This window comes from Dermacoccus sp. PAMC28757, assembly GCF_014302635.1.
Lineage (GTDB): Bacteria > Actinomycetota > Actinomycetes > Actinomycetales > Dermatophilaceae > Dermacoccus > Dermacoccus abyssi.
In genome coordinates this window covers 1,958,588-1,982,603 of the sequence record NZ_CP060292.1, presented here as the reverse complement: position 1 = coordinate 1,982,603, position 24,016 = coordinate 1,958,588, and the positions used below count along the sequence as shown (strand labels likewise).

The 24,016-nt window shown below is 68.1% G+C and carries 23 protein-coding genes; 9 read left to right on the top strand and 14 right to left on the bottom strand.

What is annotated here, in order from left to right:
- From lpdA to H7F30_RS09530, 4 genes are all read left to right on the top strand, one after another.
- A complete protein-coding gene (lpdA, locus tag H7F30_RS09545) occupies positions 1–1,401 on the top strand; it encodes a dihydrolipoyl dehydrogenase (RefSeq protein WP_129665440.1) in 1,401 nt (466 codons plus the stop codon).
- Between the two features lie 268 nt (positions 1,402–1,669).
- Complete coding sequence (locus tag H7F30_RS09540; RefSeq protein WP_187034777.1) at positions 1,670–2,935, top strand: inorganic phosphate transporter; 1,266 nt, start codon at positions 1,670–1,672, stop codon at positions 2,933–2,935.
- Positions 2,932–3,225, top strand: a complete 294-nt coding sequence (locus tag H7F30_RS09535) for a hypothetical protein (RefSeq protein WP_187034775.1) — start codon at positions 2,932–2,934, stop codon at positions 3,223–3,225. Before H7F30_RS09540 ends, H7F30_RS09535 begins: the two co-directional genes overlap by 4 nt.
- A gap of 7 nt (positions 3,226–3,232) precedes the next feature.
- Positions 3,233–3,526, top strand: a complete 294-nt coding sequence (locus tag H7F30_RS09530) for a DUF3349 domain-containing protein (protein ID WP_047312116.1) — start codon at positions 3,233–3,235, stop codon at positions 3,524–3,526.
- 84 nt (positions 3,527–3,610) lie between these two features.
- Here H7F30_RS09530 and H7F30_RS09525 read toward each other — a convergent pair whose 3' ends face one another.
- The 10 genes from H7F30_RS09525 to H7F30_RS09480 all read right to left on the bottom strand — a co-directional run bounded on the left by H7F30_RS09525 (position 3,611) and on the right by H7F30_RS09480 (position 16,314).
- Positions 3,611–4,378 carry an SseB family protein gene (locus H7F30_RS09525; protein ID WP_187034773.1) on the bottom strand — a complete coding sequence of 256 codons (768 nt, stop codon included), beginning with the start codon at positions 4,376–4,378 and terminating at the stop codon, positions 3,611–3,613.
- Entirely contained in the window at positions 4,378–5,118 is a 741-nt protein-coding gene (priA, locus tag H7F30_RS09520; protein WP_118912595.1) for a bifunctional 1-(5-phosphoribosyl)-5-((5-phosphoribosylamino)methylideneamino)imidazole-4-carboxamide isomerase/phosphoribosylanthranilate isomerase PriA, read from the bottom strand. Before priA ends, H7F30_RS09525 begins: the two co-directional genes overlap by 1 nt.
- 18 nt (positions 5,119–5,136) lie before the next feature.
- Positions 5,137–5,748, bottom strand: a complete 612-nt coding sequence (gene hisH, locus H7F30_RS09515; protein ID WP_047312113.1) for an imidazole glycerol phosphate synthase subunit HisH — start codon at positions 5,746–5,748, stop codon at positions 5,137–5,139.
- Entirely contained in the window at positions 5,745–6,398 is a 654-nt protein-coding gene (locus tag H7F30_RS09510) for a hypothetical protein (RefSeq protein WP_187034771.1), read from the bottom strand. Before H7F30_RS09510 ends, hisH begins: the two co-directional genes overlap by 4 nt.
- Positions 6,399–6,402: 4 nt before the next feature.
- Positions 6,403–7,056, bottom strand: a complete 654-nt coding sequence (gene hisB / locus H7F30_RS09505) for an imidazoleglycerol-phosphate dehydratase HisB (RefSeq protein ID WP_047312111.1) — start codon at positions 7,054–7,056, stop codon at positions 6,403–6,405.
- Position 7,057: 1 nt separating this feature from the next.
- A complete protein-coding gene (locus H7F30_RS09500) occupies positions 7,058–8,173 on the bottom strand; it encodes a histidinol-phosphate transaminase (RefSeq protein ID WP_047312110.1) in 1,116 nt (371 codons plus the stop codon).
- On the bottom strand, positions 8,170–9,528 hold the full coding sequence (hisD, locus tag H7F30_RS09495; protein WP_187034769.1) for a histidinol dehydrogenase: 1,359 nt from the start codon (positions 9,526–9,528) through the stop codon (positions 8,170–8,172). Before hisD ends, H7F30_RS09500 begins: the two co-directional genes overlap by 4 nt.
- A 58-nt stretch (positions 9,529–9,586) precedes the next feature.
- Complete coding sequence (locus tag H7F30_RS09490; protein ID WP_187034767.1) at positions 9,587–12,577, bottom strand: bifunctional [glutamine synthetase] adenylyltransferase/[glutamine synthetase]-adenylyl-L-tyrosine phosphorylase; 2,991 nt, start codon at positions 12,575–12,577, stop codon at positions 9,587–9,589.
- On the bottom strand, positions 12,574–13,908 hold the full coding sequence (gene glnA, locus H7F30_RS09485; RefSeq protein WP_129665424.1) for a type I glutamate--ammonia ligase: 1,335 nt from the start codon (positions 13,906–13,908) through the stop codon (positions 12,574–12,576). The genes H7F30_RS09490 and glnA overlap by 4 nt, the downstream gene beginning before the upstream one ends.
- An 84-nt stretch (positions 13,909–13,992) precedes the next feature.
- Positions 13,993–16,314 (bottom strand): immune inhibitor A domain-containing protein, encoded by a 2,322-nt coding sequence (locus tag H7F30_RS09480; RefSeq protein WP_187034765.1) that lies wholly within the window; start codon positions 16,312–16,314, stop codon positions 13,993–13,995.
- A 270-nt stretch (positions 16,315–16,584) separates the two neighbouring features.
- Between H7F30_RS09480 and panB the strand changes: the two genes are divergently transcribed.
- A complete protein-coding gene (gene panB / locus H7F30_RS09475; protein ID WP_129665420.1) occupies positions 16,585–17,421 on the top strand; it encodes a 3-methyl-2-oxobutanoate hydroxymethyltransferase in 837 nt (278 codons plus the stop codon).
- A gap of 85 nt (positions 17,422–17,506) precedes the next feature.
- Here the strand turns inward: panB and H7F30_RS09470 are convergent, their stop codons facing one another.
- The gene (locus H7F30_RS09470) at positions 17,507–18,745 is read right to left on the bottom strand and encodes an MFS transporter (protein ID WP_187034763.1); all 1,239 of its coding nucleotides are present in this window, start codon (positions 18,743–18,745) and stop codon (positions 17,507–17,509) included.
- 138 nt (positions 18,746–18,883) lie between these two features.
- A complete protein-coding gene (locus tag H7F30_RS09465; RefSeq protein ID WP_118912781.1) occupies positions 18,884–19,063 on the bottom strand; it encodes a methionine aminopeptidase in 180 nt (59 codons plus the stop codon).
- A 77-nt stretch (positions 19,064–19,140) separates the two neighbouring features.
- Between H7F30_RS09465 and map the strand changes: the two genes are divergently transcribed.
- The 4 genes from map (at position 19,141) to H7F30_RS09445 (ending at position 22,482) form a co-directional block, all read left to right on the top strand.
- Entirely contained in the window at positions 19,141–20,013 is an 873-nt protein-coding gene (gene map / locus H7F30_RS09460; protein WP_187034761.1) for a type I methionyl aminopeptidase, read from the top strand.
- 113 nt (positions 20,014–20,126) lie between these two features.
- Positions 20,127–20,891, top strand: a complete 765-nt coding sequence (gene ppgK / locus H7F30_RS09455; protein WP_129665412.1) for a polyphosphate--glucose phosphotransferase — start codon at positions 20,127–20,129, stop codon at positions 20,889–20,891.
- Between the two features lie 296 nt (positions 20,892–21,187).
- Positions 21,188–21,721 carry an Lrp/AsnC family transcriptional regulator gene (locus tag H7F30_RS09450; protein WP_370562349.1) on the top strand — a complete coding sequence of 178 codons (534 nt, stop codon included), beginning with the start codon at positions 21,188–21,190 and terminating at the stop codon, positions 21,719–21,721.
- Positions 21,722–21,807: 86 nt separating this feature from the next.
- Entirely contained in the window at positions 21,808–22,482 is a 675-nt protein-coding gene (locus H7F30_RS09445; RefSeq protein ID WP_047312101.1) for a 4a-hydroxytetrahydrobiopterin dehydratase, read from the top strand.
- A gap of 4 nt (positions 22,483–22,486) precedes the next feature.
- Here H7F30_RS09445 and H7F30_RS09440 read toward each other — a convergent pair whose 3' ends face one another.
- A complete protein-coding gene (locus H7F30_RS09440; RefSeq protein WP_187034759.1) occupies positions 22,487–23,308 on the bottom strand; it encodes a hypothetical protein in 822 nt (273 codons plus the stop codon).
- A complete protein-coding gene (locus H7F30_RS09435; protein WP_222617792.1) occupies positions 23,305–23,982 on the bottom strand; it encodes a MerR family transcriptional regulator in 678 nt (225 codons plus the stop codon). The genes H7F30_RS09440 and H7F30_RS09435 overlap by 4 nt, the downstream gene beginning before the upstream one ends.
- Positions 23,983–24,016: the final 34 nt, after the last annotated feature.

Below are 24,016 nucleotides of genomic sequence, written 5' to 3'. Positions count from 1 at the left end.
GTGGCTAAGCACTTTGATGTCGTCGTCCTCGGCGCCGGTCCCGGTGGGTACGTCGCGGCAATCCGCGCCTCCCAGCTCGGGCTGAGCGTCGCCGTTATCGAGAAGAAGTACTGGGGAGGTGTCTGCCTCAACGTCGGGTGTATCCCGTCGAAGGCCCTTCTGAAGAACGCGGAACTCGCGCACGTGCTCACGCACGAGAAGGACAAGTTCGGCATCACCGGTGATGCCTCGATGGAGTACGGCCCGACGCACAAGCGTTCCCGCCAGGTCTCCGCGGGCATCGTCAAGGGTGTCCACTACCTCATGAAGAAGAATAAGATCACCGAGATCGACGGCTGGGGCACGCTCAAGTCCGACAAGACGGTCTCGGTGGAACTCAACGACGGCGGCAGCGAGGACGTCACCTACGACAACCTCATCATCGCCACGGGCGCCACCGTGCGCACGATGCCGGGCGTCGACCTCAGCGAGAACATCGTCAGCTACGAGGAGCAGATCCTCACCGACGAGCTGCCGAAGTCGATCATCATCGGCGGTTCGGGCGCCATCGGCGTCGAGTTCGCCTACGTCATGAAGAACTTCGGCGTCGACGTCACGATCGTCGAGTTCGCCGACCGCATGGTGCCCACCGAGGACGCCGACGTGTCCAAGGAGCTGCTCAAGCACTACAAGAAGCTCGGCGTCAAGGTCATGACCGGCACGAAGGTCGAGAAGGCCGAGGACACCGGCTCCGGCGTCAAGGTCACCGTCTCCCCCGCGAAGGGTGGCGACAGTCAGGTACTCGAAGCCGACAAGATGCTCTCCGCGTTCGGCTTCAAGCCGCGCACCGAGGGCTACGGCCTCGAAGACCTCGGCGTCGAGCTCACCGACCGCGGTGCCATCGCGATCGACGGCCGCGGCCGCACGAACGTCGAGGGCGTCTACGCCATCGGTGACGTCACCGCCAAGCTCATGCTCGCCCACACGGCCGAGGCGATGGGCATCGTCGCCGCGGAGACGATCGCCGGCGCCGAGACCATGGAGATCAACTTCGACATGATCCCGCGCGCCACGTACTGCCAGCCGCAGGTGGCCTCGTTCGGCTACTCCGAGGCTCAGGCCAAGGAGAAGGGCTACGACGTCAAGACGGCAACGTTCCCCTTCACGGCCAACGGCAAGGCCATGGGCCTCGGCGAGGCCGTCGGCTTCGTCAAGGTGATCGCGGACGCCAAGCACAACGAACTGATCGGCGCCGCGATGATCGGCCCGGACGTCACGGAGCTTCTGCCGGTACTCAACCTGGCTCAGCAGTGGGACCTGACGGCCGACGAGGTGTCGCGCAACATCTTCGCGCACCCGACGCTCGGCGAGGCTGTCAAGGAAGCCGTTCACGGCATCGCGGGGCACATGATCAACCTCTGATCGCGCACCGCGCAGCGCTCCACGGGGCGGCACTCCATGACGGAGTGCCGCCCCGTTCTGCGTCAGCCCTCGGCCGCAGAAGGGCACAGATGGACGCACGGTCAACCGATCTTCACGCCACGGCGGGCGGCGCCACGCCCCGCACGAGCGTCAGTAGGTGAATTCCAGGTGAACATCGCACGGTCGAACCTGTCGAATTGCCCGTCATCGCGCGAAATTCTCGCGATGGGGGATGGACAAACGCCGTCACGGCCTCACACTGGGAGACGTGGACCTTTCCCTCATCCTCCTCGGGCTCGTCGTCGTCACGGCCCTTGCCTTCGATTTCACCAACGGCTTCCACGACACCGGTAACGCGATGGCCACGTCCATCGCCACGGGTGCGCTGAAGCCGAAGGTGGCCGTCGCCCTTTCGGGCATCCTCAACCTCGTCGGAGCGTTCCTCTCCGTCGAGGTCGCGCTCACCGTCACGAACGCCGTCATCAAGATCCAGAGCAAGGACGGCTCACCCAAGCCGGAGTTCCTCGCCGATCACGGCCAGGCTTTGTTGCTCATCGTCCTCGCGGGCCTCGTCGGCGGCATCGTCTGGAACCTCCTCACGTGGCTCCTCGGCATCCCGAGCAGCTCGAGCCACGCCCTGTTCGGTGGCCTCATCGGTGCCGCGATCGCCGCCATCGGCTTCGGCGGCGTCAAGTGGGTCGGTGACGGTACGAAGCTCGACGGCGTGGTCGGCAAGGTCATCGCCCCGGCGCTCCTGTCGCCCGTCATCGCCGTCGTCGTCGCGGCGATCGGCACGAAGTTGATCTACGCCATCACGAAGAAGGTCCAGCACAAGGAGGCAGAGCGCGGCTTCCGCTGGGGCCAGATCTTCAGCGCCTCGCTCGTCTCCCTGGCACACGGCACGAACGACGCCCAGAAGACGATGGGTGTCATCACCCTCGCCCTCATCGGCTACGGCTCCTGGACCGACACCGAGTCGGTCCCGTTCTGGGTCAAGCTGTCCTGTGCCCTGGCCATCGCGCTCGGCACCTACCTCGGTGGCTGGCGCATCATCCGCACCCTCGGCAAGGGCCTCGTCGAGATCGAGTCCCCCCAGGGCATGGCTGCCGAGTCCTCGAGTTCGGCCGTCATCCTCGTCTCGAGCCACATGGGCTTCGCGCTCTCCACGACGCACGTCGCCACCGGTTCCATCCTCGGCACCGGCATCGGCAAGCGCGGCGCCGAGGTGCGCTGGAGCGTGGCCGTTCGCATGGTCGCCGCCTGGCTCATCACGCTCCCGTCGGCCGCACTCGTGGGTGCGCTCATGTGGTACGTCGGTGACCTCATCGGCGGCGTCGCCGGTGGCATCGTCATCTTCGCCATCCTGTGCGCCGCCTCGCTCTACATGTGGATGCGCTCGCGCAAGGCCCCCGTCGACCACAACAACGTCAACGACTCCTGGGAGCCCGAGGAGATCGCTGCTACGCACATCCCGCCGGTCGTCAACGAGACGAACTCGGACAAGTCCTCCACGTCCAAGGCAGGTACCCGATGAAGACGCTCTCCCTCGCGTTCAACAGTGCGTGGCACGTTCTGGCCGTCGGCGTCGTGCTCGGCGCCGGCGTCCCCGCGCTCTTCGCCTTCGGAATCCGCGGCCTCGCGGCTTCGTCGGGCCAGATGACCGACGACTCCACGCCTCGTGCGTGGGGAAAGCCGGTCGCTGCGGTGTGCTTCCTTCTCGTGTGTGCTGCCATCGCGCTCGGTCTGACGATCATCGTCAGCTCCGGCTTCGGCATGAAGGTCTCCTTCGAGCACATCTACCCGACGCTGGTCGAGAAGAAGTAAGAACGACGTGAACCCCGCACTCGAGCGCATCGTGGGGTGGCTGCGCCACAGCTATCCTGCCGGCGTACCCGAGCGAGACTTTCAGCCGTTGCTCGCCCTCATGCGCCGCCGCCTCAGCGAGGACGAGGTCCACGAGCTCGGTGATCGTCTCGTGGCCGACGGACTCGTTCCGGCTGACCGCATCGATGTCGGCGTCGGCATCACGAAGGTGACGCAGGATCTTCCGGCACCCGATGAGATCGACCGGGTCGTCCACCACTTGGAGGCCTACGGCTTTCCCGTCAACGACGACTGGCGCTGAGGGGCCCGCCCTTCACGACATGACAGTGGGGCTGCACAACCGATCGGTTGTGCAGCCCCACTCTCGTGTGGTGGCGCGGCTGTTTCAGACCTCGAGCTCCTCAGCCGTGAACGCGAACGCGAGCCCTTCGATCCTGGCTCGGGTTTCACCGTCGCCGGCCAGGCGCTCCCCCACGCGGGTTGCGAGAGCCTGCAGCTCTTCCTGGGCCAGACCGGGAGTCAGCTGCAGACGCAGTCGAAGAACGCCCTCCCCGGCGTCCTCGAGCCGGCGGCCGAGAACCGCGTTCCCCTCGGGCACGAGCGCCGCATCGACGGCTTTGGCCACGAACGGGTCCTCGTGAGCGGGTAGCCACGCCTGCTGCTGCGCGAGCGACCACAGCATGCTCGCGCGTACCACGACGCGGTGCGACGAAGCCATGTCGAGCAGGAGTACCTCACACTGCTCCGATATGGCTGCCTGAGCGGCGAACGCGGCGCGCACCGGTGAGGGCCGCGCTTTCGGGTCCCAGCGCGCGAGGTCGTCGAGGCTGGAGAAGACCGGGAGCCCCTTCGTTCCGTCCGGCGCGGTGAGCGTCACGACGGCCATGTCGGTGGACTTCTCCACCGCGAGCGTCCCGGATTCGTCGACCTCGGTGGGCGCGGCGACGATCGGCACGAGCAGACGCGACTCGGCCAGTGCGGCCACCCAGTCGCTCTCGTTCCCGCTCTCCAATGCTGCGACCAGGGCAGGGTCTGCGGCGCCGGTGTCGTCGTCGAAGCCGGTGCTCGTCACCTGGCGGCCGGTGAACGGAATGCCGGCGGTGTCGGCCGACTCCCCCGCAGGGTCGATGTTCGGGTTGTGTGCGCCGCTCATCACTCGGGGCGGCCGGCGGCGTCGAGCGCGTCGGCGAGCGTGATGGTGCCCTTGTAGAGCGCGGAACCGATGATGGCGCCTTCGACGCCGGAGGGCACGAGCTCGCGCAGGGCGCGCACGTCGTCGAGCGTCGTGACGCCGCCGGAGGCGACCACCGGACGGTCCGTGCGGGCGCAGACCTCGGACAGGAGCTGCGTGTTCGGGCCGGCGAGCATGCCGTCCTTCGCGACGTCGGTGACGACGTAGCGGGCACAGCCCTCGCTGTCGAGACGCGCCAGCGTCTCCCACAGGTCACCGCCCTCGCGGGTCCAACCGCGCGCCGCGAGCGTCGTACCGCGCACGTCGAGACCGACGGCGATGCGGTCGCCGTGTTCGGCGATGGCGGCAGCCGTCCACTCGGGGTTCTCGAGGGCAGCCGTGCCGAGGTTCACGCGGCGACAGCCCGTGGCGAGCGCTGCCTCGAGCGACTCCGCGTCGCGGATGCCGCCGCTCATCTCCACCTTGATGTCGAGCTCACCGACGATGCGCGCGAGGAGTTCACGGTTCGTCCCGCGTCCGAACGCAGCGTCGAGGTCGACGAGGTGGAGCCACTCGGCACCGGCCTCCTGCCAAGCCTTTGCAGCGGCGATCGGGTCACCGAACTGGCCGCCGGTGCCGGAGACGCCCTGGACGAGCTGGACGGCCTGGCCCTCCGAGACGTCGACGGCGGGCAGGAGTTCGAGGCGGGGGCTGGTCGACATGACGAACCTTTCGGTCGATTACAGGCTGCGAAGCCAGTTGGTCAGCAGGTGAGCGCCGGCGTCGCCGGACTTCTCGGGGTGGAACTGAGTCGCGGCGAGAACCCCGTCTTCGATGGCGGCCACGAAGCGTTCGCCGTGCGCGGCGTAGGTCGCCTCTCGGCCCTCGCCGAGCTGAGCCGAGGCAGCGAAGGAGTGGACGAAGTAGAAGCGCTCCCCCTCGATGCCCGCGAAGAGCGTCGTCGTGACCGGCGGCTCGACGCGCGACCATCCCATGTGCGGGACGACGGGGGCCGCGAGACGCTCGACCTGACCGGGCCATCGCCCGAGGCCGGGCTGCGGGGACGTGGAGGGTTCGCTCGAGCCGTCGAACATCACCTGCATGCCGACACAGACGCCGAGCACCGGCGCACCGGCCGCGAGACGATCGTCAATGAGTCGGCGCCCGCCGGCCGCCTCCAATCCCGCCATGCAGGCGTGGAAGTTGCCCACACCGGGCACGAACAGGCCGTCGGCTGCCGCGACGAGCTTCGGGTCGGCCGTCAGTTCGACGTTCGCTCCGATCCGTTCGAGCATGCGCACGGCAGAGCGGATGTTGCCGCTGCCGTAGTCGAGGACGACGACGCGCTTCATGACTTCTCCCCCGCGTTGACGCGGCCTTCGATCTCGGCGCGCTCCTCGCGCTCGTCCGTGACGTGCTTGTCGAAGCGGCGAACGGCCTTCGCGGTGGGCTCGACGAGGACGGCGTCGATCTTCGCCGTTCGCGCGAGGCCGAGCAGGTGCCCGGCGTTCACGCCAAGCGCAGCCATGATGCCGCGCAGAAGGTCGGCCGGTGCTGCGTCCGGCTGGGCCAGCACACGCTCGAGCGCTTCGGGGTGGGCGTCGTGACCGGCCGAGAGCAGGTCGCCGAGGGAGGCCTGCGGCAAGGCTGCCCGCACCGGGCCGATGCCCTGCTGCACGACAAACCACCGCGGCAGTGAACGCCACGCGCGCGGCTGGACGACGGTGATCGCCTGCTTCTCGGTGGGGACGAAGGCGAGCGACGGACGCAGCGCCATCGGCACCGGGCGCGCCGCGATCATCTGCGCAGGGTCGTCGTACGGAGCCTGTGCGTGTCCAGGTCCGGCCGGGACGACAGCGCACCACGGCCCGTCGATGTCGATGACGTAGGCAGGAACCGTGCCTCGCTCGACCCACGAGGTAACGCGCGAGACCTCACCGTGCACGACGACGACGGCGTCGACGGCTGCGGTGAAGCCGGTGTTCTGGGCGACCTTGGGCATCAGATCACAGAGCGCCCTTCGCGCTCGGGATGCCCTGAACGCGGGGATCCTTGGCGACGGCCGCACGCAGTGCACGGGCGATGGCCTTGAACTGGGCCTCGACGATGTGGTGAGGGTCGCGCCCGGAGATGACGTTGACGTGCAGCGCGATGCCCGCGTTGTAACCGAGCGACTCGATGACGTGCTGCGTGAGCGAACCGATGTAGTTGCCACCGATGACGGCGTAAATCTGCCCCTCGGGCTCACCGGTGTGCACGACGTAGGGGCGCCCCGCGACGTCGACGACGGCCTGGACGAGCGCCTCGTCCAGCGGCACCATGGCGTCGCCGAACCGGGAGATGCCCGCCTTGTCGCCGAGCGCTTCGCGCAGGGCCTGACCCAACACGATGGCGGTGTCCTCCACCGTGTGGTGTGCGTCGACGTCGAGGTCGCCCGTGGCGCGGATACGCAGATCGATGAGGCTGTGCTTGCTCAGCGAGTCGAGCATGTGGTCGTAGAAGCGCACGCCTGTGCGTACGTCGGACGTGCCGGTGCCGTCGAGGTCGAGCCACAGGCGGATGCTCGCCTCCTTCGTCGTGCGCTCGATGAAGGCGGTGCGGTGGTCTGCAGGGACCTCGGGTACGTCGAACCCGTCGGCGGTCACGTTCTGGTCGTTCATGTCATCCCTTGTGGGTCGGAGCGAGGTCGGTGAGGGCGGCGAGCACGGCGTCGGTCTCGCGCGGCGTGCCGGCCGTGATGCGCAGGTGATGGGAGATGCCGACGTCACGCACGAGGATGCCGCGATCGAGCAGCGCCTGCCAGGTCTGCTTCTCGTCGGCGAAGCCGCCCACGAGGACGAAGTTGGCGTCGCTCGGCGTGGGGGTGAAACCCAGCTCGGTGCACGTCGCCACGATGCGGTCGCGTTCGTGCTTGATCGCGTCCACCATGCCCAGCATCTCGTCGGCGTGGTCGAGCGCGGCGAGCGCGACGGCCTGCGTCACCGACGACAGGTGGTAGGGCAGGCGCACGAGACGCATCGCGTCGCAGAACTCCTGCGAGGCGGCGAGGTAGCCGACGCGGGCGCCGGCGAACGCGAAGGCCTTGCTCATCGTGCGGCTGACGACGAGGCGCGGGCGGCCGTCGAGGAGCTCGACAGCGCTGGCCGTTCCGGGGCGTGCGAACTCGACGTAGGCCTCGTCGACGATGACAACGGCGTGGTCGGTGGCATCGTAGATCGCCTCGACGACGTCGTTCGTCACGGCGGTGCCCGTCGGGTTGTTCGGCGTGCAGACGAACACGACGTTCGGCTGGTGCTCACGCACCTGCTCGACGGCGAGGTCGGCGTCGAGGTCGTAGACACCCTCGTGGCGATCGCGCAGACCGTCGATCCACGTCGTTCCCGCGCCTCGGCTGATGATGGGGTGCATCGAGTAGCTCGGCGTGAAACCGAGCGCCGTGCGCCCCGGGCCCCCGAAGGCCTGCACGATGTGGCTGAGCACCTCGTTGGAGCCGTTCGCGGCCCAGATCTGCTCGATCGGAAGGCGAACACCGGTGACGCGTGCCAGGTACTCGGCGAGGGCGGCACGCAGCTCGGTGAACTCGCGGTCCGGGTAGCGGTTGAGCCCGCCGGCGGCCTTCTCGACACGCTCGACGATGCTCGCGACAACGCTCTCGGGTACGTCGTAGGACGACTCGTTCGTGTTGAGCGCGACGGGCACGTCGAGCTGCGGAGCGCCGTACGGGCTCTTCCCCTGCAGTTCGGGGCGCAGCAGCGATTCGAGGGACTGCTCGCTCATGCGCGCCCTTCCACGTCCTGCTCGAAGCGCGCCGTGACGGCCTCGCCGTGGGCTGGAAGGTCCTCGGCGTTCGCCAGGGTGACGACGACGTCGGCGACCTCGGCGAGGGCGTCACGCGAGTACTCGACGATGTGGACGCCCTTGAGGAACGACTGCACCGACAGACCGCTCGAGTGGCAGGCACAGCCGCCCGTGGGCAGCACGTGGTTGGAGCCGGCGGCGTAGTCGCCGAGGCTCACCGGCGAGTAGGTGCCGACGAAGATGGCACCGGCGTTGCGCACCCGCATCGCGTCCTCGCGGCTGTTCGCCGTGTGGATCTCGAGGTGCTCAGCGCCGTAGGCGTCGACGACGCGCAGACCGGCTGTCACGTCGTCGACGAGCACGATGGCCGACTGCGGACCGCCGAGGGCCGTGGTCACGCGCTCGGTGTGCTTCGTCGCGGCGACGCGGCGCTCGAGAGCAGCCTCGACGTCGCTCGCCAGACGCTCGGAGTCGGTGACGAGAACCGACGCAGCGAGGTTGTCGTGTTCGGCCTGGCTGATGAGGTCGGCGGCCACGTGGTCGGCGTCGGCCGTGTCGTCGGCGAGGACGGCGATCTCGGTGGGGCCGGCCTCGGCGTCGATGCCGATGAGCCCCTTGAGCAGACGCTTGGCAGCCGCGACGTAGATGTTGCCCGGACCGGTGACGAGGTTGACGGGCTCACACACGGTGGCGCCGTCCTTCTCGCGCGCGCCGTAGGCGAACATCGCGACGGCCTGCGCACCACCGACGGCGTAGACCTCGTCGACGCCGAGCAACGAGCACGCGGCGAGGATGGTGGGGTGCGGGTAGCCGACGAAGTCGCCCGTGTTGTGCTCCTGGAGCGGGCTCGCAACGGCGATGGAACCGACGTTCGCCACCTGCGCGGGCACGACGTTCATGACGACGGAACTCGGGTAGACCGCCAGTCCGCCGGGCACGTAGAGGCCCACCCGCTCGACCGGGATCCAGCGTTCTGTGACGGTGCCGCCCTCGGAGACGGTCGTCGTGACGTCGGTTCGGGCCTGGTCGGCGTGGACGATGCGCACGCGGCGAATCGCCTCGACGAGGGCGCCACGCACCGCCGGGTCGAGCTGTTCCTCGGCAGCCTTCAGGACCTCGGCGGGTACGCGAAGGTGCGTGGGACGCACACGGTCGAAGCGCTCCCCCAGCTCCCGCAGGGCGTCGGCGCCGTCATGGCGCACCTGCTCACAGATCGGTCGCACCACCTCGAGTGCGGCCTCGATGTCGAACTGGGCGCGCGGCAGCGCATCGCGCAGGCCACGAGCGTCCAGGGCGCTGAGCGCTGAACCACGAAGATCACGGCGAGAAATCACCCGTCCAGTCTAGGCGGGCGGCGAAAGTGCCCTCGCGCACGTCTCACGTGCCAGAAACTCAGCGGCGGAAGCTCGGGCCCCGCCTGGTCTCCTCGGACTCGCCGTAGAAGACACGATCGACGACGAGGCGCGCACGGCGTGCGAGCTTTCGGTACTCCTCACCGAGTTCACGCCCGTCCCCGCGCGGCATGCCGAGCAGCGTGGCGATGCCCTCGCTGTCACGCAGGTCCGAAGGCAACGACTCGACGGGGCGACCCCGCCACAGCACCGACGCATTGCGCACGCGCGAGGCCATGATCCACGCCTCGGCGAGCACCCCGGCGTCGTGCTCGTCGAGCAGGTCGAGTTCGGCCAGCGCCCGGAGGGTGGAAACGGTGCTCGTCCCGCGCAGTTCCTCGTGGTCGTGGGCGTGCTCGAGCTGGTAGAGCTGCACGCACCATTCGACGTCGGAGAGTCCGCCGCGGCCCAGCTTGAAGTGGGTGCGAGGGTCGGCTCCGCGCGGGATGCGCTCGGCCTCCATGCGCGCCTTGAGCGTCCGGATCTGACGGATGGACTTCTCCGAGATACCGCCGTCGGGCCAGCGAAGCGGATCGATGAGGGCCTCGAAGTCACGCCCGAGGGAGGGATCACCGACGACGAAGGCGGCCCGCAGCAGCGCCTGGGCCTCCCAACCCTCCGACCAGCGTTCGTAGTAGCTCGCGTACGAATCGATGGAGCGCACGAGCGGCCCGCTCTTGCCTTCAGGGCGCAGGTCGGCGTCGATCTCGAGCTTCGGGTCCGAGCCGGGCAGGTGCACGAGGCGACGCAACTGCGTGACGACGGCGAGCGCCTGGTCCTGGGCAGCCGAGGCGTCAGCTCCCTCGCGCGGGCGGTGGACGAAGATGACGTCGGCGTCCGAGCTGTAGCCGAGTTCGCCTCCGCCGTAACGGCCCATGCCGATGACGGCGATGTCGGTGATCTGTTCCTTCTCGCTGCCGAGCACCTCGCGCCAGGCGAGGTCGAGGCCGACCTGGAGCGTGGCGGACATGATGTCGGTGAGTGCGCCCGAGACGCCGTCGAGGTCGATCTCGTGGAGCACGTCGGCGATGGCCACGCGAGTGAGTTCGTTGCGGCGCACCGAGCGCGCCGCGAGCATCGCCTTCTCGACGTCCTGCTGGCGGCTGACGACAGACGCCATCGTCGAGGCGATGGCCGTGCGTGAGCGCGGCACGCGGCGAGAGGACTCCGCGAACAGTTTGACGCTCTCGGGTGCGCGTTCGAGAAGGTCGGCCACGTAGCGCGAGCGCGAGAGCACCTCGGCGAACAGTTCGGCGGTGCTGCCCTCGCGCAGGGTGTTGAGGTACCAGTGCGACGTGCCCAGCTCGTCACTGATGCGCCGGTAGGCCAGAAGTCCCGCGTCGGGAGTCGGGCCGTCGGCGAGCCACTGCAGGATGACCGGCATGAGGGTGCGCTGGATCTGCGCGCGACGCGTGAGGCCCGCGGTGAGCGCTTCGAGGTGACGCAGAGCGCCCGCCGGATCCGCGTACCCGAGCGCCGAGAGGCGGTCGCGAGCGCCTTCGTCGGACAGGCGCGCATCGTCGTCGTCCAGGCGCGCGACGGCCGAGAGAAGAGGCCGGTAGAAGAGCTTCTCGTGCAGGCGGCGCACGGAACGCGACAGATCGCGCCAGTGGCGCGTCACCGATTCGGCGGGGTCGCTCGTGAAGCCCACGGCGCGACCGAGACGACGCAGGTCGGCGTCATTCGTCGGCATGAGGTGCGTGCGGCGCATCTTGCTCAGCTGGATGCGGTGTTCGAGCACGCGCAACTGGCGATAGGACGTGTCGAGCGCCGCGGCATCCGTGCGCCCGACATAGCCCCACGAACTCAAGGTCATGAGAGCGTCGAGCGTCGAGCGTGCGCGCACCCGATCGTCGGTGCGTCCGTGCACGAGCTGGAGCAGCTGCACGGAGAACTCGATGTCGCGCAGACCACCCTGGCCGAGCTTGATCTGTCGCTCCTGCTCGTGCGAGGGAACGTGCGCCTCGACGCGTCGACGCATCGCCTGGGCGTCCTCGACGAAGTTCTCCCGCTTGCTCGCCTGCCACACCATCGGGCGGATGAGCTCGGTGTACGCCTCGCCGAGGGCCACGTCGCCCGCGACAGGCCGTGCTTTGAGCAGCGCCTGGAACTCCCAGCCCTTGGCCCAGCGCTCGTAGTACGCCTTGTGGCTCTCGAGGGTGCGCACGAGCGGACCCTGCTTGCCTTCGGGGCGCAGTGCCGCGTCGACCTGCCACAGCGAACCCTCACCGGTGCTTGCGGAACAGGCGCGCATCACCTCGGTGGCGAGTTCGGTGGCCACCCGCAGTGCCACGTCCTCGTCAGCACCCTCGGCTGGTTCGGCGACGAAGACAACGTCGACGTCGGAGATGTAGTTGAGCTCGCGACCGCCGGTCTTGCCCATGCCGATGACGGCCAGACGCGCCTGATCGGCCCCGTCGATCCTCGTCGTGGCGATGTGCAGACCCGCCTCGAGGGCAGCGCCCGCAAGGTCCGCAAGCGAGGCCGCGGTGGCAGGCAGGACGTTGACCGCGATCTCGGTGACGTCGAGCGCCGCGATCTGCACGAGCTGACGGCGGTAGGCGACGCGCAGGGCGTCGTAGGCCGTGACCTTCTCGTCCCGACCGTCGATCTCCGCGATGAGCAGACGGGCCAGCGTGTCCTGATCCCGCCGCTGTGCGGCGACGACGTCACGCCACTGGTCCGGCTTGGCGACGAGGTGGTCACCCAGCGCGCTCGACGCACCCATGACGCCGAGAAGGCGTGCGCGGGCCTCGGTGTCACTCAACGCGTCGGCGAGCGCCTCACGCTCACCGTCGTCGAGGACCTCCCGCAGGCGAGCCAGGAGGAGCAACGCCTGATCCGGGTCGGCTACCGCCGTGACCGTGGCCAACAGCGAGCCCTGATCGAGCAGGTCCGACACCTCCGCGGCGAGGCTCTGGGCGCGCGTCGTGTCGAGGAATCCGGCGCGCCGCCAGGGCGACGAGCCTGCTCGGGCGGCGTTGGCGTTCACAGCCGACGCAGGTCCTGCTTGATCTCGAACTCCGTGACCTGGTCGCGGTAGGCGGCCCACTCGGCGCGCTTGTTGCGCAGCACGAAGTCGAAGACGTGTTCACCGAGCACCTCGGCGACGAAGTCGCTCTCCTCCATCGTGCGGATCGCTTCGTCGAGCGAGGCCGGCAGAGGCTCGATGCCCATGGCGTGACGCTCACGCTCGGTGAGGTTCCACACGTCGTCCTCGGCCTCGGGCGGCAGGTCGAGCTCGTCCTCGATGCCCTTGAGCCCGGCGCCGAGGAGAACCGAGTACGCGAGGTAGGGGTTGGCTGCGGCGTCGAGCGAACGCACCTCGACGCGGGTGCTCTGCCCCTTCGACGGCTTGTACATGGGCACGCGCACCATGGCGCTGCGGTTGTTGTGCCCCCAGCAGATGTGCGCGGGCGCCTCGGCGCCGCCCCACAGGCGCTTGTAGCTGTTGACGTACTGGTTCGTGATGGCGGTGAACTCCGGCGCGTAGCGCAGCAGTCCCGCGATGAAGTGACGGCCGGTGCGCGAGAGCTGGTAGGGCGCTCCTGGCTCGTGGAAGGCGTTCGTGTCTCCCTCGAAGAGCGAGAGGTGGGTGTGCATGCCGCTACCGGGCTCCCCCGCCATCGGCTTGGCCATGAAGCTCGCGAAGTAGCCCTGTTCGAGAGCGACCTCCTTGACGACGGCCTTGAACGTCTGGATGTTGTCGGCCATCGAGAGGGCGTCGGCGTAGCGCAGGTCGATCTCGTTCTGGCCGGGCCCGCCCTCGTGGTGGCTGAACTCGACGGAGATGCCCATGTTCTCGAGCATCGTGATGGCCGCGCGACGGAAGTCGTGGGCCGTGCCGTGCGGCACGTGGTCGAAGAAGCCCGCCGAGTCGACCGGCACCGGGCGACCGCGACGCAGTTCTTTCTCGAAGAGATAGAACTCGATCTCGGGGTGGGTGTAGAAGGTGAAGCCGAGGTCACCGGCCTTCGTCAGCGCTCGGCGCAGGACGTCACGCGGATCGGCCAGGCTCGGGCTGCCGTTCGGCAGGAGGATGTCGGCGAACATCCGGGCCGTACCGGGGTTCTCACCGCGCCACGGGAGCACCTGGAACGTCGAGGCGTCGGGGCGAAGGAGCATGTCGGCCTCGTAGACGCGGGCGAACCCGTCGATCGACGAGCCGTCGAAGCCGATGCCCTCGGAGAACGCGCCTTCCAGTTCAGCGGGCGCGACGGCCACCGACTTGAGGGTGCCGAGCACATCCGTGAACCACAGACGGACGAATCGGATGTCACGTTCTTCGATCGTGCGCAGCACGAACTCCTGCTGTCGGTTCATGGAACTCATCCTGCCTCACTCGGCCCGCGAACGCGGAGCGGCCCCGGGGAGACTCCCCGGGGCCGCTCACATGCCGGACTCAGTTCACTTGGAGTACTTCACGTGGATGTTCATCCGGTCCTTCGTCTCACCCGAGACCGTCAGCGTGACACCGCTGCCCGCCGTCAGGGTCGAACCCGTCGGGTTGGACGCGTCGTAGTAGTTCGTCGCCTTGCGGTCGTCGAACGTCTCGACACCGCGCTGGCCGGCCCACGTGGTGGGCACGTCGTTGCGGTGCAGCGTGAGCGACGGCGTCTTCTGACGCGAGAACGGCGCGTCCCACGGCTGCAGCTTGTTCGAGACGTTCGTCCCGTCGGACCACTTCATCGCCTTGGCGTGGCTGTCGACCGGGAGGACGAGGCCGTGGCCGGGGTGCGTGGAGACGTTGTTGTCCTCGTACTCGTTGTCGACGTACCAGACGAGCATGCCCGTCTGGAACGCGAAGTGCTCGACGAGGTTCGGCTGCGTCGAGAGGAACCCGAAGTTGTACGGCCCCGTCTTGAGGTAGCGGTCGTAGCCGTTGTACTGACGGTTCTCCGCCATGTAGTAATGGCTCTTCTTCTCGCTCGTCGAACCACTCGTGCGCGAGAAGCCCTTGGCGACCCAGCCGTTGTCGCCGGACTCGACGTCGTCCGACAGCAGCGTGGCGCCGTCGGCGACCACCTTGATGTCGTCGAGGAACGGCCCGGCCATGTGGACGCCGCCGTCGGTCTGGTAGCGGAAACGGAAGTCGATCTTCTTACCCGCGTAAGCCGACAGGTCGAAGGACAGCTGCGACCAGTTCTTGTTCTCACCGGTCACCTCCTTGCCGACCTGCGTCCACGTCGAGCCGCCGTCGGTGCTGACCTCCCCGTAGAGGAAGTCGTAGCCCTCCTCGATCTCGTACCAGGCACCCGTGGTGAGGGTGGCCGACTTCTTGCCCGAGAGGTCGATCGAGCGGGTCAACGTCGAGTTGAGGTTGTCGGCGCTGCCGCCCCACCACTCGCTCTTGCCGGACTGCGGCGTGTTGTACGTCGTCGTGATCGTCTTGTCGGGAAGGCCGACGACGACCGCCTGCGGAAGCTTGGCCGAGTCGCGATCACTCGGGCCGACAGCGACCTTCTGGCTCTTGCCGTACGGGACGCTCGTCGCGTCGAGCCAGCCGAGCTGCAGCTTCTCCCACGGGCCCATGTAGCCGGGGCGGGAGCCGATGTCGGTCTTGCCGTCGCCCAGCCACGAACCGGCGCTCATGAGCGACCAGTAGGAGACGTCGTTCTGCGCGCGGTTGGTCGTGTCGTAGAGGTCCGGCAGGCCCAGGTCGTGGCCGAACTCGTGGGTGAACACGCCGAGGCCACCGTTCTCCGGCTCGGTGGTGTAGTCACCGATCCACAGCCCCGTGTTACCCAGGGGCACACCGCCGAGCTTGTTCTCCGCGGGGCCGGTCTTGCCTGCGTTGTTCGAGTAGGCGTACCAGCGGTGCGACCAGATGGCGTCCTCGCCCTGTGCGCCGCCGCCTGCTTCCTCGCCCTCACCGGCGTGGATGGCCTGGAAGTGGTCGATGTAGCCGTCCGGCTCGTCGAAGTTGCCGTCGCCGTCGTAGTCGTAGCGGTCCCACTTGTCGTAGTCGGCGAGGTAGGCCTTGATCTGGGCGTCGGTCTTGCCGGCCTTCTTCTGCGCCTCGACCCACGCCGTGGCACTGTCGCGGATGAACGACCAGGAGCCTTCAGCCTCGCTCGTGCCATCACCCTCGACCGGGTTGTGGCCGTAGCGCGCCTCGTTGAAGGGCACCTTGACCCAGTCGCTCACGTCACCCTTGACCGCGAAACGGCCGTTGGACTGCTTGGCGTAGAAGTCCTTGAAGGACTCGCCCACGCCGAACATCATGTCGAGGTAGTGGGAGCGGTTGAAATCGGCCTTCCACAGCGTCGTGTTGTCGTCCGTGGCACCGCCGTCGAGCTTCTCGTCCGGCTGTGCGATCTGGTTGTGCAGCGGGCCGGCGGCGCCGCCCGCGGCAGGCTTCGTCTGGTCACCGAACTCGACGAGGAAGCTCAGGATGCTGGCCTCACGGTTGACGTCGTACTGGACGTAGCGCTCCTTCTTACCCTTCTGGCCCTTGCCCTTGCCGTGTTCGTTGCCCTTGAGGGCGATGACGCGCTTGCCGTTGACCGTCTTCGTCGTCGCCTCGCCCTTGAGCAGGGCGTCGACGGCAGCCTTGCGCAGTTCGTTCTGCTGCTCGGCGAGGGGGTTCGGACGGTTGTCGGAGCGAGCCTGGCGCTGGTTGGCGTCGCCCTGAGGCGGCGACTCGGCCGAGACGGCGCTCGGCGCCACGACGAGCCCGAAGACCGTCATGGTGCCGATGACTGTGGATGCGATACGTCGCTGTGTCATGTGTTCTCCATGGTGTTCCACACGCGGCTGCGCCCGACGCGCAACCACGGAAAACCTACCCAGGTTTCACTCAGATTCTCGTGCTCGACGTGGCAACGGTTTGGTAACGCCTCGTTCGGGTCCCGTTCTCTCCCAGTCCAGTTCAGCCCGTCCCACCGAACCCCACCAGAACAAAATTACGCACCCTCGAGACTCGTTTTTCGGCCCCCGCACGGGCGCCCACGACGGTGCACGCCTCCCCTTCCCGCCCGGCGTGACTACCCTTGGGGCATGACTGAAGAGGCAGCCCCCTACCGCACGCCGGAACGCAAACGTGTGCGCACGGTGACCCTGCAGCAGATGAAGGAGCGCGGCGAGCGCTTCACGATGCTGACGTCCTACGACATGTACACCGCCGAGATCTTCGACGAAGCGGGCATCGAGACCCTCCTCATCGGCGACTCGGCCGGAAACAACGTCTACGGCTACGAGACGACGCTGCCCATCACGCTCGACGAGATGATCCCGCTCGTGCGCGCCGTCGCCGGCGCCGCCAAGCATGCCCTCGTCGTCGCCGACCTGCCGTTCGGCAGCTACCAGGAATCGCCTGCCCAGGCCTTCGCGAGCGCCGCTCGCCTCATGAAGGAGGGACGCGCGCACGCGGTCAAGCTCGAGGGCGGCGCCCACATGGCCCCCACCGTCGAGCACCTGGCGAAGAACGGTATTCCGGTCGTGGCGCACATCGGATTCACTCCGCAAAGCGAGCACGCTCTCGGCGGTTACCGCGTGCAGGGTCGCGGTGACGCTGCCGCACGACTCGTCGAGGAGGCCAAGACCCTCGAGCGGGCGGGCGCGTTCTGCGTCCTCATGGAGATGGTGCCCGCCCCGGCGGCCAAAGCCGTGACGGAGGCGCTTCGGGTCCCGACGATCGGCATCGGCGCGGGCCCGGACTGCGACGGGCAGGTGCTCGTGTGGCAGGACTTCGCCGGTTTGCGCGACGGTCGCTACCCGCGCTTTGCCAAGAAGTTCGCCGATGTCCGCACCGTTTTGCTCGACGCCGCTCGCGCCTACCATGAGGACGTCTCCTCGGGTGCTTTTCCCGCCACTGAGCACAGTTTCGAGAACTGAATTCCGCACCACGGCGCCACTCACCTCATGAGGTGAGTGGCGCCGTGTTCTGCCACTGCGTGTCGCGTCCCCGACCTACCGGCCGTCACGAACCGCGGGTCGCGCTCTCGGTGCCGTCCTGCGGCCGGCCGTGCGGCCCCCACCCTTCGCGCACGAGGCGCGCCGGCCAGTACGCAAGTACCCCCGCAGCCGCCAAGCCGAGAAGTGCGTTGACGGCCACCGCCGGCGCCAGGCCCACGAGGGCCGTCACACCCGAGAGCGTGAGCGGTCCGAGCGTGTTGCCGGTGTCGCTCAGTTGGCGCCAGATGCCGAGGAACGCCGCGCGCCCGACATCCGGTGAGAAGTCGGCCCCCAGCGTCATGACGAGGCCCGAGCCGATTCCGTTGCCGAACCCGAGGACGCAGCTGACCGCGAGCACTGTCGCGGCCGTGTGGGTGAACGGCATGACGGCGAGTGCCGCGGCCATGAGCAGCATGGACGGGACGGCCACCGCACGCCGTCCGCGTAGGTCCATGACGCGTCCGGCCGGATAGAACACGAGCATGTCGATGCCGGCCGAGATGGCGTAGACGAGGCTCGTCGTCTGCTCGTCGAGGCCGACGTGCGCCGACCACAGCGGGATGACAACCTGGCGCGAACCACGCACCGCCTGCACGAGCAGGATCCCGAGCCCGACCGTTGCGAAAACCGGCAGGTGGGTGCGCAGCACGTCACGCGGCGTGACGCGCGCCGGAGTGGCGCCGCCGGCATCAAGAGCACCGGGTAGGTCCTCCATGCGGGTGGCACACCATCCCGCGAGGAGGAGGCAGGCGATGGCCAGAATCCACGCGGCCGGCACCCCGAAAATGCCGATGAGCGCGGCTCCGATGAGGGGGCCGATGAAGAAGCCGATGCGCATGACGCCGCCGAGGAGCGACAGGGCTCGCGCGCGGTGGGTGATCGGTACGGCTTCGGTGAGGTACTTCTGGCGTGCGAGGAGAAAGACCGCCGATGACATGCCGATGACGAAGACGCCGGCGATGAGGCTCACGAGACTCGGCAGCATGGCGAGGACGCACCCGAGGGCCGCCACCAGACCGGCGAACACGAGGGCTCGGCGCTCCCCGAAGCGATCGGTGAGCCCGGAAGCGGGGATGTTCGACACGAAGGAGCCCAGCCCGAAGAGCATCGCGATGAAGGCTGCGAGCGCCACGCCCGCTCCCCTGCTCGTGGCTTCGGCCGGAATGATCGGCAGCAGTGCCCCCTCGGCCGCTCCGAACAACAGCGACGGGCCGTAGGCGGGTACAGCGAGGCGGCGCAGATCGAATCCGAGTTCCGCGCTCATCCCGCCTCCTCCCGCAAAGCGCCGACGACCCGTCGAGCATCGTACTTCGATGATCTATCTATCCCCGTGCGCCCTCGCCCACGCGCAACGGCACCCACCGGACGCGGTAGGTGCCGTTGCGGGTCGCGACGGGCTGCGTCAGTTGTCGCCCTCGAACTCGCGGTCTTCCTCGTCCCACTTCTCGCTCTTGGCGTGGGCCGTGTCGAGAGCGTTGCGAGCCTCCGCCTCGGTGGCGTACGGGCCGAGCAGGTAGGACTTCGAGTTCGTCTCGTCGCCCTGCTCAACGGAGTTCGTGTCGACGTTGTACCAGTAGGCCATGCGGCTCACCTCCACTGGCGCGTGCGCGCCTCGTTGGCTCGTCGAGTCGCGTGTGACCCGACCTCTAGACTCACCCTATGACGAGTACGCGCGCGAAGATCACCCCTGGACACATCGGCCCGAAGCGCTCCGTCCCCTCATCCATCGCGCGCCCCGAGTACGTCGGGCGCAGCGAAGCCCGCGAGGGCCACGAGAGTTACGTCAAGGACGCGGAGACGATCGAGCGCATCCGGGCGGCAGGACGCATCGCCGCCGGCGCCATGGAGGAGGCCGGCAAGGCCGTCGCCCCCGGTGTCACGACCGACGAACTCGACCGCATCGCCCACGAGTACATGTGCGACCACGGCGCATACCCCTCGACCCTCGACTACCTCGGATTCCCCAAGTCGCTGTGCACGAGCGTCAACGAGGTCATCTGCCACGGCATCCCCGACTCCACGGTTCTGGAGGACGGTGACCTCGTGAAGCTGGATGTCACGGCGTACAAGGACGGGGTGCACGGCGACAACTGCGCCACCTACCTCTGCGGGGACGTGGACGAGGAATCACGGCTGCTCGCCGAGCGGACGAAGGAAGCCATGATGCGCGGCATCAAGGCCGCCAAGCCGGGACGCCAGGTCAACGTCATCGGCCGCGTCATCGAGCAGTACGCCAAGCGCTTCGGGTACGGCGTCGTGCGCGACTACACCGGCCACGGCATCGGCACCGAGTTCCACAACGGGCTCATCATTCCGCACTACGACGCGGCACCTCACCACGACGACGTCATCGAGGTGGGCATGGTGTTCACCGTCGAGCCGATGCTCAACCTGGGCTCCGGCGACGCCGCAGCAGTGTGGAGCGACGGGTGGACCGTCGTGAGCCGTGACGGCTCCCGCTCCGCACAGTTCGAGAACACCGTCGTCATCACCGAGGACGGCTACGAGATCCTCACGAGCACCGAGGCCTGACGCTCGTTCCCGACGGCGCGCGGGTTGCAGCGTCCCGGTGAACCGGCACTAGTCTGACCGGAATACTTCATCGACCCCCGCGAGCCCGCACCGGGCCGCGACGAGGAGAGAGCATGACGAAGAAGTCCTACCCCCTGGGCATCGACGTAGGCGGTACCGGCATCAAAGGCGCTCCCGTCGACCTCGACACGGGCGAGTTCGTCGCCGACCGCCTCCGGATCGACACCCCCGAAGGCGCTACGCCCGGTGCCGTCGCGGATGTCATCGCCGAGATCGTCGAGCACTTCTCCGACCTCGTCGGTGACGAACCGATCGGGGTGACGATCCCGGGCGTCGTCCAGCACGGCGTCGTGCGCACGGCGGCGAACATCGACCCGGCGTGGATCGACACGAACGCCGAGGAGCTCATCGCGGCGCGCCTCGGCCGCCGCGTCACCGTCGTCAACGACGCGGATGCCGCGGGTTACGCGGAGATCCACTACGGCGCCGCCAAGGATCGTGACGGGCTCGTCGTCGTGACGACGCTCGGCACCGGCATCGGTTCGGCCGTCATCAACGACGGGCAGTTGGTGCCCAACTCCGAGTTCGGTCACCTCGAGATCGACGGCAAGGACGCCGAGAAGAAGGCGGCGCACTCGGCGAAGGAGCGCGAGGAGCTCAGCTACGAGAAGTGGGCCAAGCGCCTCACGAAGTACTACACGACGCTCGAGAACCTCCTGTGGCCCGACCTCCTCGTCGTCGGTGGCGGGGTGTCGAAGAAGGCGGACAAGTTCTTGCCCCTGCTCGAGATCCGCACGGAGATCGTGCCCGCGAGGCTGCAGAACGCCGCGGGCATCGTCGGCGCCGCGCGTCTCGCGCACGAGGCGCACACCAACTGACCGCTGCGCCCTCGCGGGCGTGACATGACAGAAGGCCGGATTCCCGATCATCTCGGGATTCCGGCCTTCTCGTCCGTTCGGCGTGCGTGGCCGGGGTGCGGCCCGCATCGATGACGTCACCTCGTGAGTTCTGCCACCGTGCCCGCTTCGACTGCCGGGGTGGTGGCCCGCGAAGCTCGTTGAGAAGTACTCAACACCACACCGCGCAGGGTGCGCAACAACCTCATTCTTGATTGATCATTCTGTTCAAAGCGGACGGGTATGCTCTGCTCATACCGCCCATCATGATCAGGAAGATGCCCATGGAACCGGCCAAGGACGTTCGCGAGCAGCACCCCGACGTCCAGTTCGACGACACCGACCGCGCACTGTTGCTCGCTCTGGACGAGGATCCCCGGATGACGACGATGGCCCTCGCGCAGCGGTGCGGACTGGCCCGCGGCACGGTGCACGCGCGTCTCGAACGCTTCCGCGAGGCCGGCGTCCTGCGCCTCAACAGCGCCCGCGTCGATCCCGCCAGGCTCGGGCGTCCGCTCAGCGCCATGGTTGCTGTCGAGCTCGACCAGCACGACATCGACGGTGCGATCGCCGCCCTCTCCCGGGTACCCGAGGTGCTCGAGTGCTTCGCGCCCGCAGGCGAGACCGACCTCCTCGTGCGCGTTGTCGCACGCGACCCGGACGACCTCTACCGGGTGAGTGAGGATGTGCGCCTGTGTCCGGGTGTCACTCGGACCCGCACGAGCGTGTACCTGCGTCGAGTCATCCCCTACCGCGTCGGGCCGTTGCTGCGCGAGGGCCTGCCGAAGAACAGGGTTTCGAAGAAGAGTTGAACCGGGCCGACGGGTGTCGGCAGAGGCACTGTCGGCCTAGTCTCGAGGAAGCAGGTTGTGTCGAACCCGACCGAGAGGACACGACGATGACCGACCCGAAGAAGAAGCTCAGCGCCGCCGAGGTCCGTGAGACTGCCCCGGCCGGCTGGGCGCAGATCATGGGTTCCCTCAAGGCGCGCTACGCGACGAAGGACTTCGCCACGGGCCTCGCCCTCGTCGATCGCATCGGTGCGTCCGCGGAGGAGATGGATCACCACCCCGACATCACGCTCACGTACACCGATGTCGTGGTGTCGCTCGTCAGCCACGACGTCGGCGGGCTCACGAGTCGCGATCTGGCTCTGGCGAAGACCGTCGGCGACCACGCACGCGATCTCGGCGTCGAGGCTGACGTCGCGGGTCTCACCCAGCCCGACCTTGGTTTGGACACGCGCCGTCACGATGACCTCGGCCCGTTCTACGCGGCGCTGCTCGGCTCGTCACTGAAGAACGGCGAGCCGGTGGACTCCACAGGTCAGGTTCCGACGGTGTGGTGGCAGAACCCGGACGAGGACGAGGGCGGCCCCCAGCTTCCGCCGTCCGAGGTCGAGCAGCGCTGGCACATCGACGTATGGGTCGCGGCCGACGCTGCGGAACAGCGTCTCGCGGCCGTCCTCGACGCCGGCGGGCGCCTCGTCAGCGATGCCGCGGCACCTGCGTACTGGGTCGTCGAGGACGCCGACGGCAACCGTCACTGCATCTGTACGCCCGAGGGCCGCTGACGACTCACGTCGCAGCCGCTTGCTCGGCGTGCGACTTGAGCACGGCGACAGCATCGCTCGGGTGTTCGAGTGCCAACGCGATGCCAGTGACTTGACGCTCAGCTCCGAGCAAGCTGACGGCTCGCACCGGTTCGGCGAGTTCGATCCGGACGTTCGGCGGGGCCATAGGACGCTCGATCACGAGGCATGAGCGCGGTGGGTCTGCAAGCGCCCCGATCGGTGTCACGGAACTCACGAGGCCCCAGGGCACCTCGGCCACGGTGAGCGGTCCGACTCGCAGATGCAGCATGTCGGCCGTCAGCACGTGGGGGTAGGCCCTTCGCGTGGCCACCCAGCCGATCGTCCACCAGATCCCGTACAGGGATAGGGCGAGGACGAGCCACCTAACCCCCGCGAATGCAGCGACTCGATGCCAAGGAACGGCAGTGTGAACCGCTGCCGCTTCCACGGCCATCACGGCGATGAGAACACCCATCACAGGCGCCTCTCCGTCGGGTGCGTGCAGACCAGTGGCCCCGATCGGTAGATCAGGGCGGCCACCCCATCGCAGCCACACACCTCGCGCGAGTGAGAGCTCGAGCGTGATGAGACGTGCAATTCGGCGCGGCAGCGGCCCCGCAAGCGCCGCTTCGATCCGTTGCGACCACAGGGCACTCAGGCTCGCATAGGCACGAACGGCAGCGAACACGGCCCAGACGGCTAGGGCCAGCTCGACGACGATGACGGCAACGATGAGATGGCGAAGCCCGCTTCCGCCCGTGACCGCGAGCAGGACCTCGGCGAGCAATACGAGGCCGAGCGCGACCGATACCCATCGGCGCCTCACGGCGTCCCGTTGCGCGCATCGAGCACGACCTGACGAATCCTCGTCCGATCCGCCGGGCTCACTCCGAGGAAGCGAAGCCACACCTCGAAGGCCGGGCCCAGCTTCGCAGTACGCACGAGGACACGCAGTTCGTGCGGCCATTGGGCTGGTGGTGGAACTCGCCCGAGGCGAGCAGCCGTCTCGTACGCCGAGGTGAGTGCCGCGAGCACCCGCCCGTCGCCGTCCCGCCGCCTCACAAGATCCAGGGCGCGTCGTTCGGCGCGGACGAGGCTCTCCGGAAGCCCGATCCGGGCCGCGGCATCCTCCATCGCCGTTACGGCCTGGTCGTAGACCGCGGCGAACTCGTGCTCATGGGCCAGCATCGCCTCCAGCTTGGAGATGCGCACTTCGATCGCCGCGCGTTCCACCATGGCCTTGTTCAGTGCGACCTGCAGGCGATCTTTCGTGTCCCGGCCCGAATGGGCCACGTCCTTGAGCGAAACTCCCACATCCGCGAGCGCCCGCAGCGCGAGCAACCGGTCCACGTCGTCACAGTCATAGAGCCGATACCCGTTCGGTGATCGTGCGGGCTCGGGCAGCACGCCGACCCGGTGGTAGTGACGGATAGCCCGCGGGCTGACTCCGGCGAGGGCGGCCAGCTCACCGATCCAGAAGAAGCCCGGCATGTCGCTCATGGGTTCATCCTCGACGTTGTCGCCACGTCAAGGT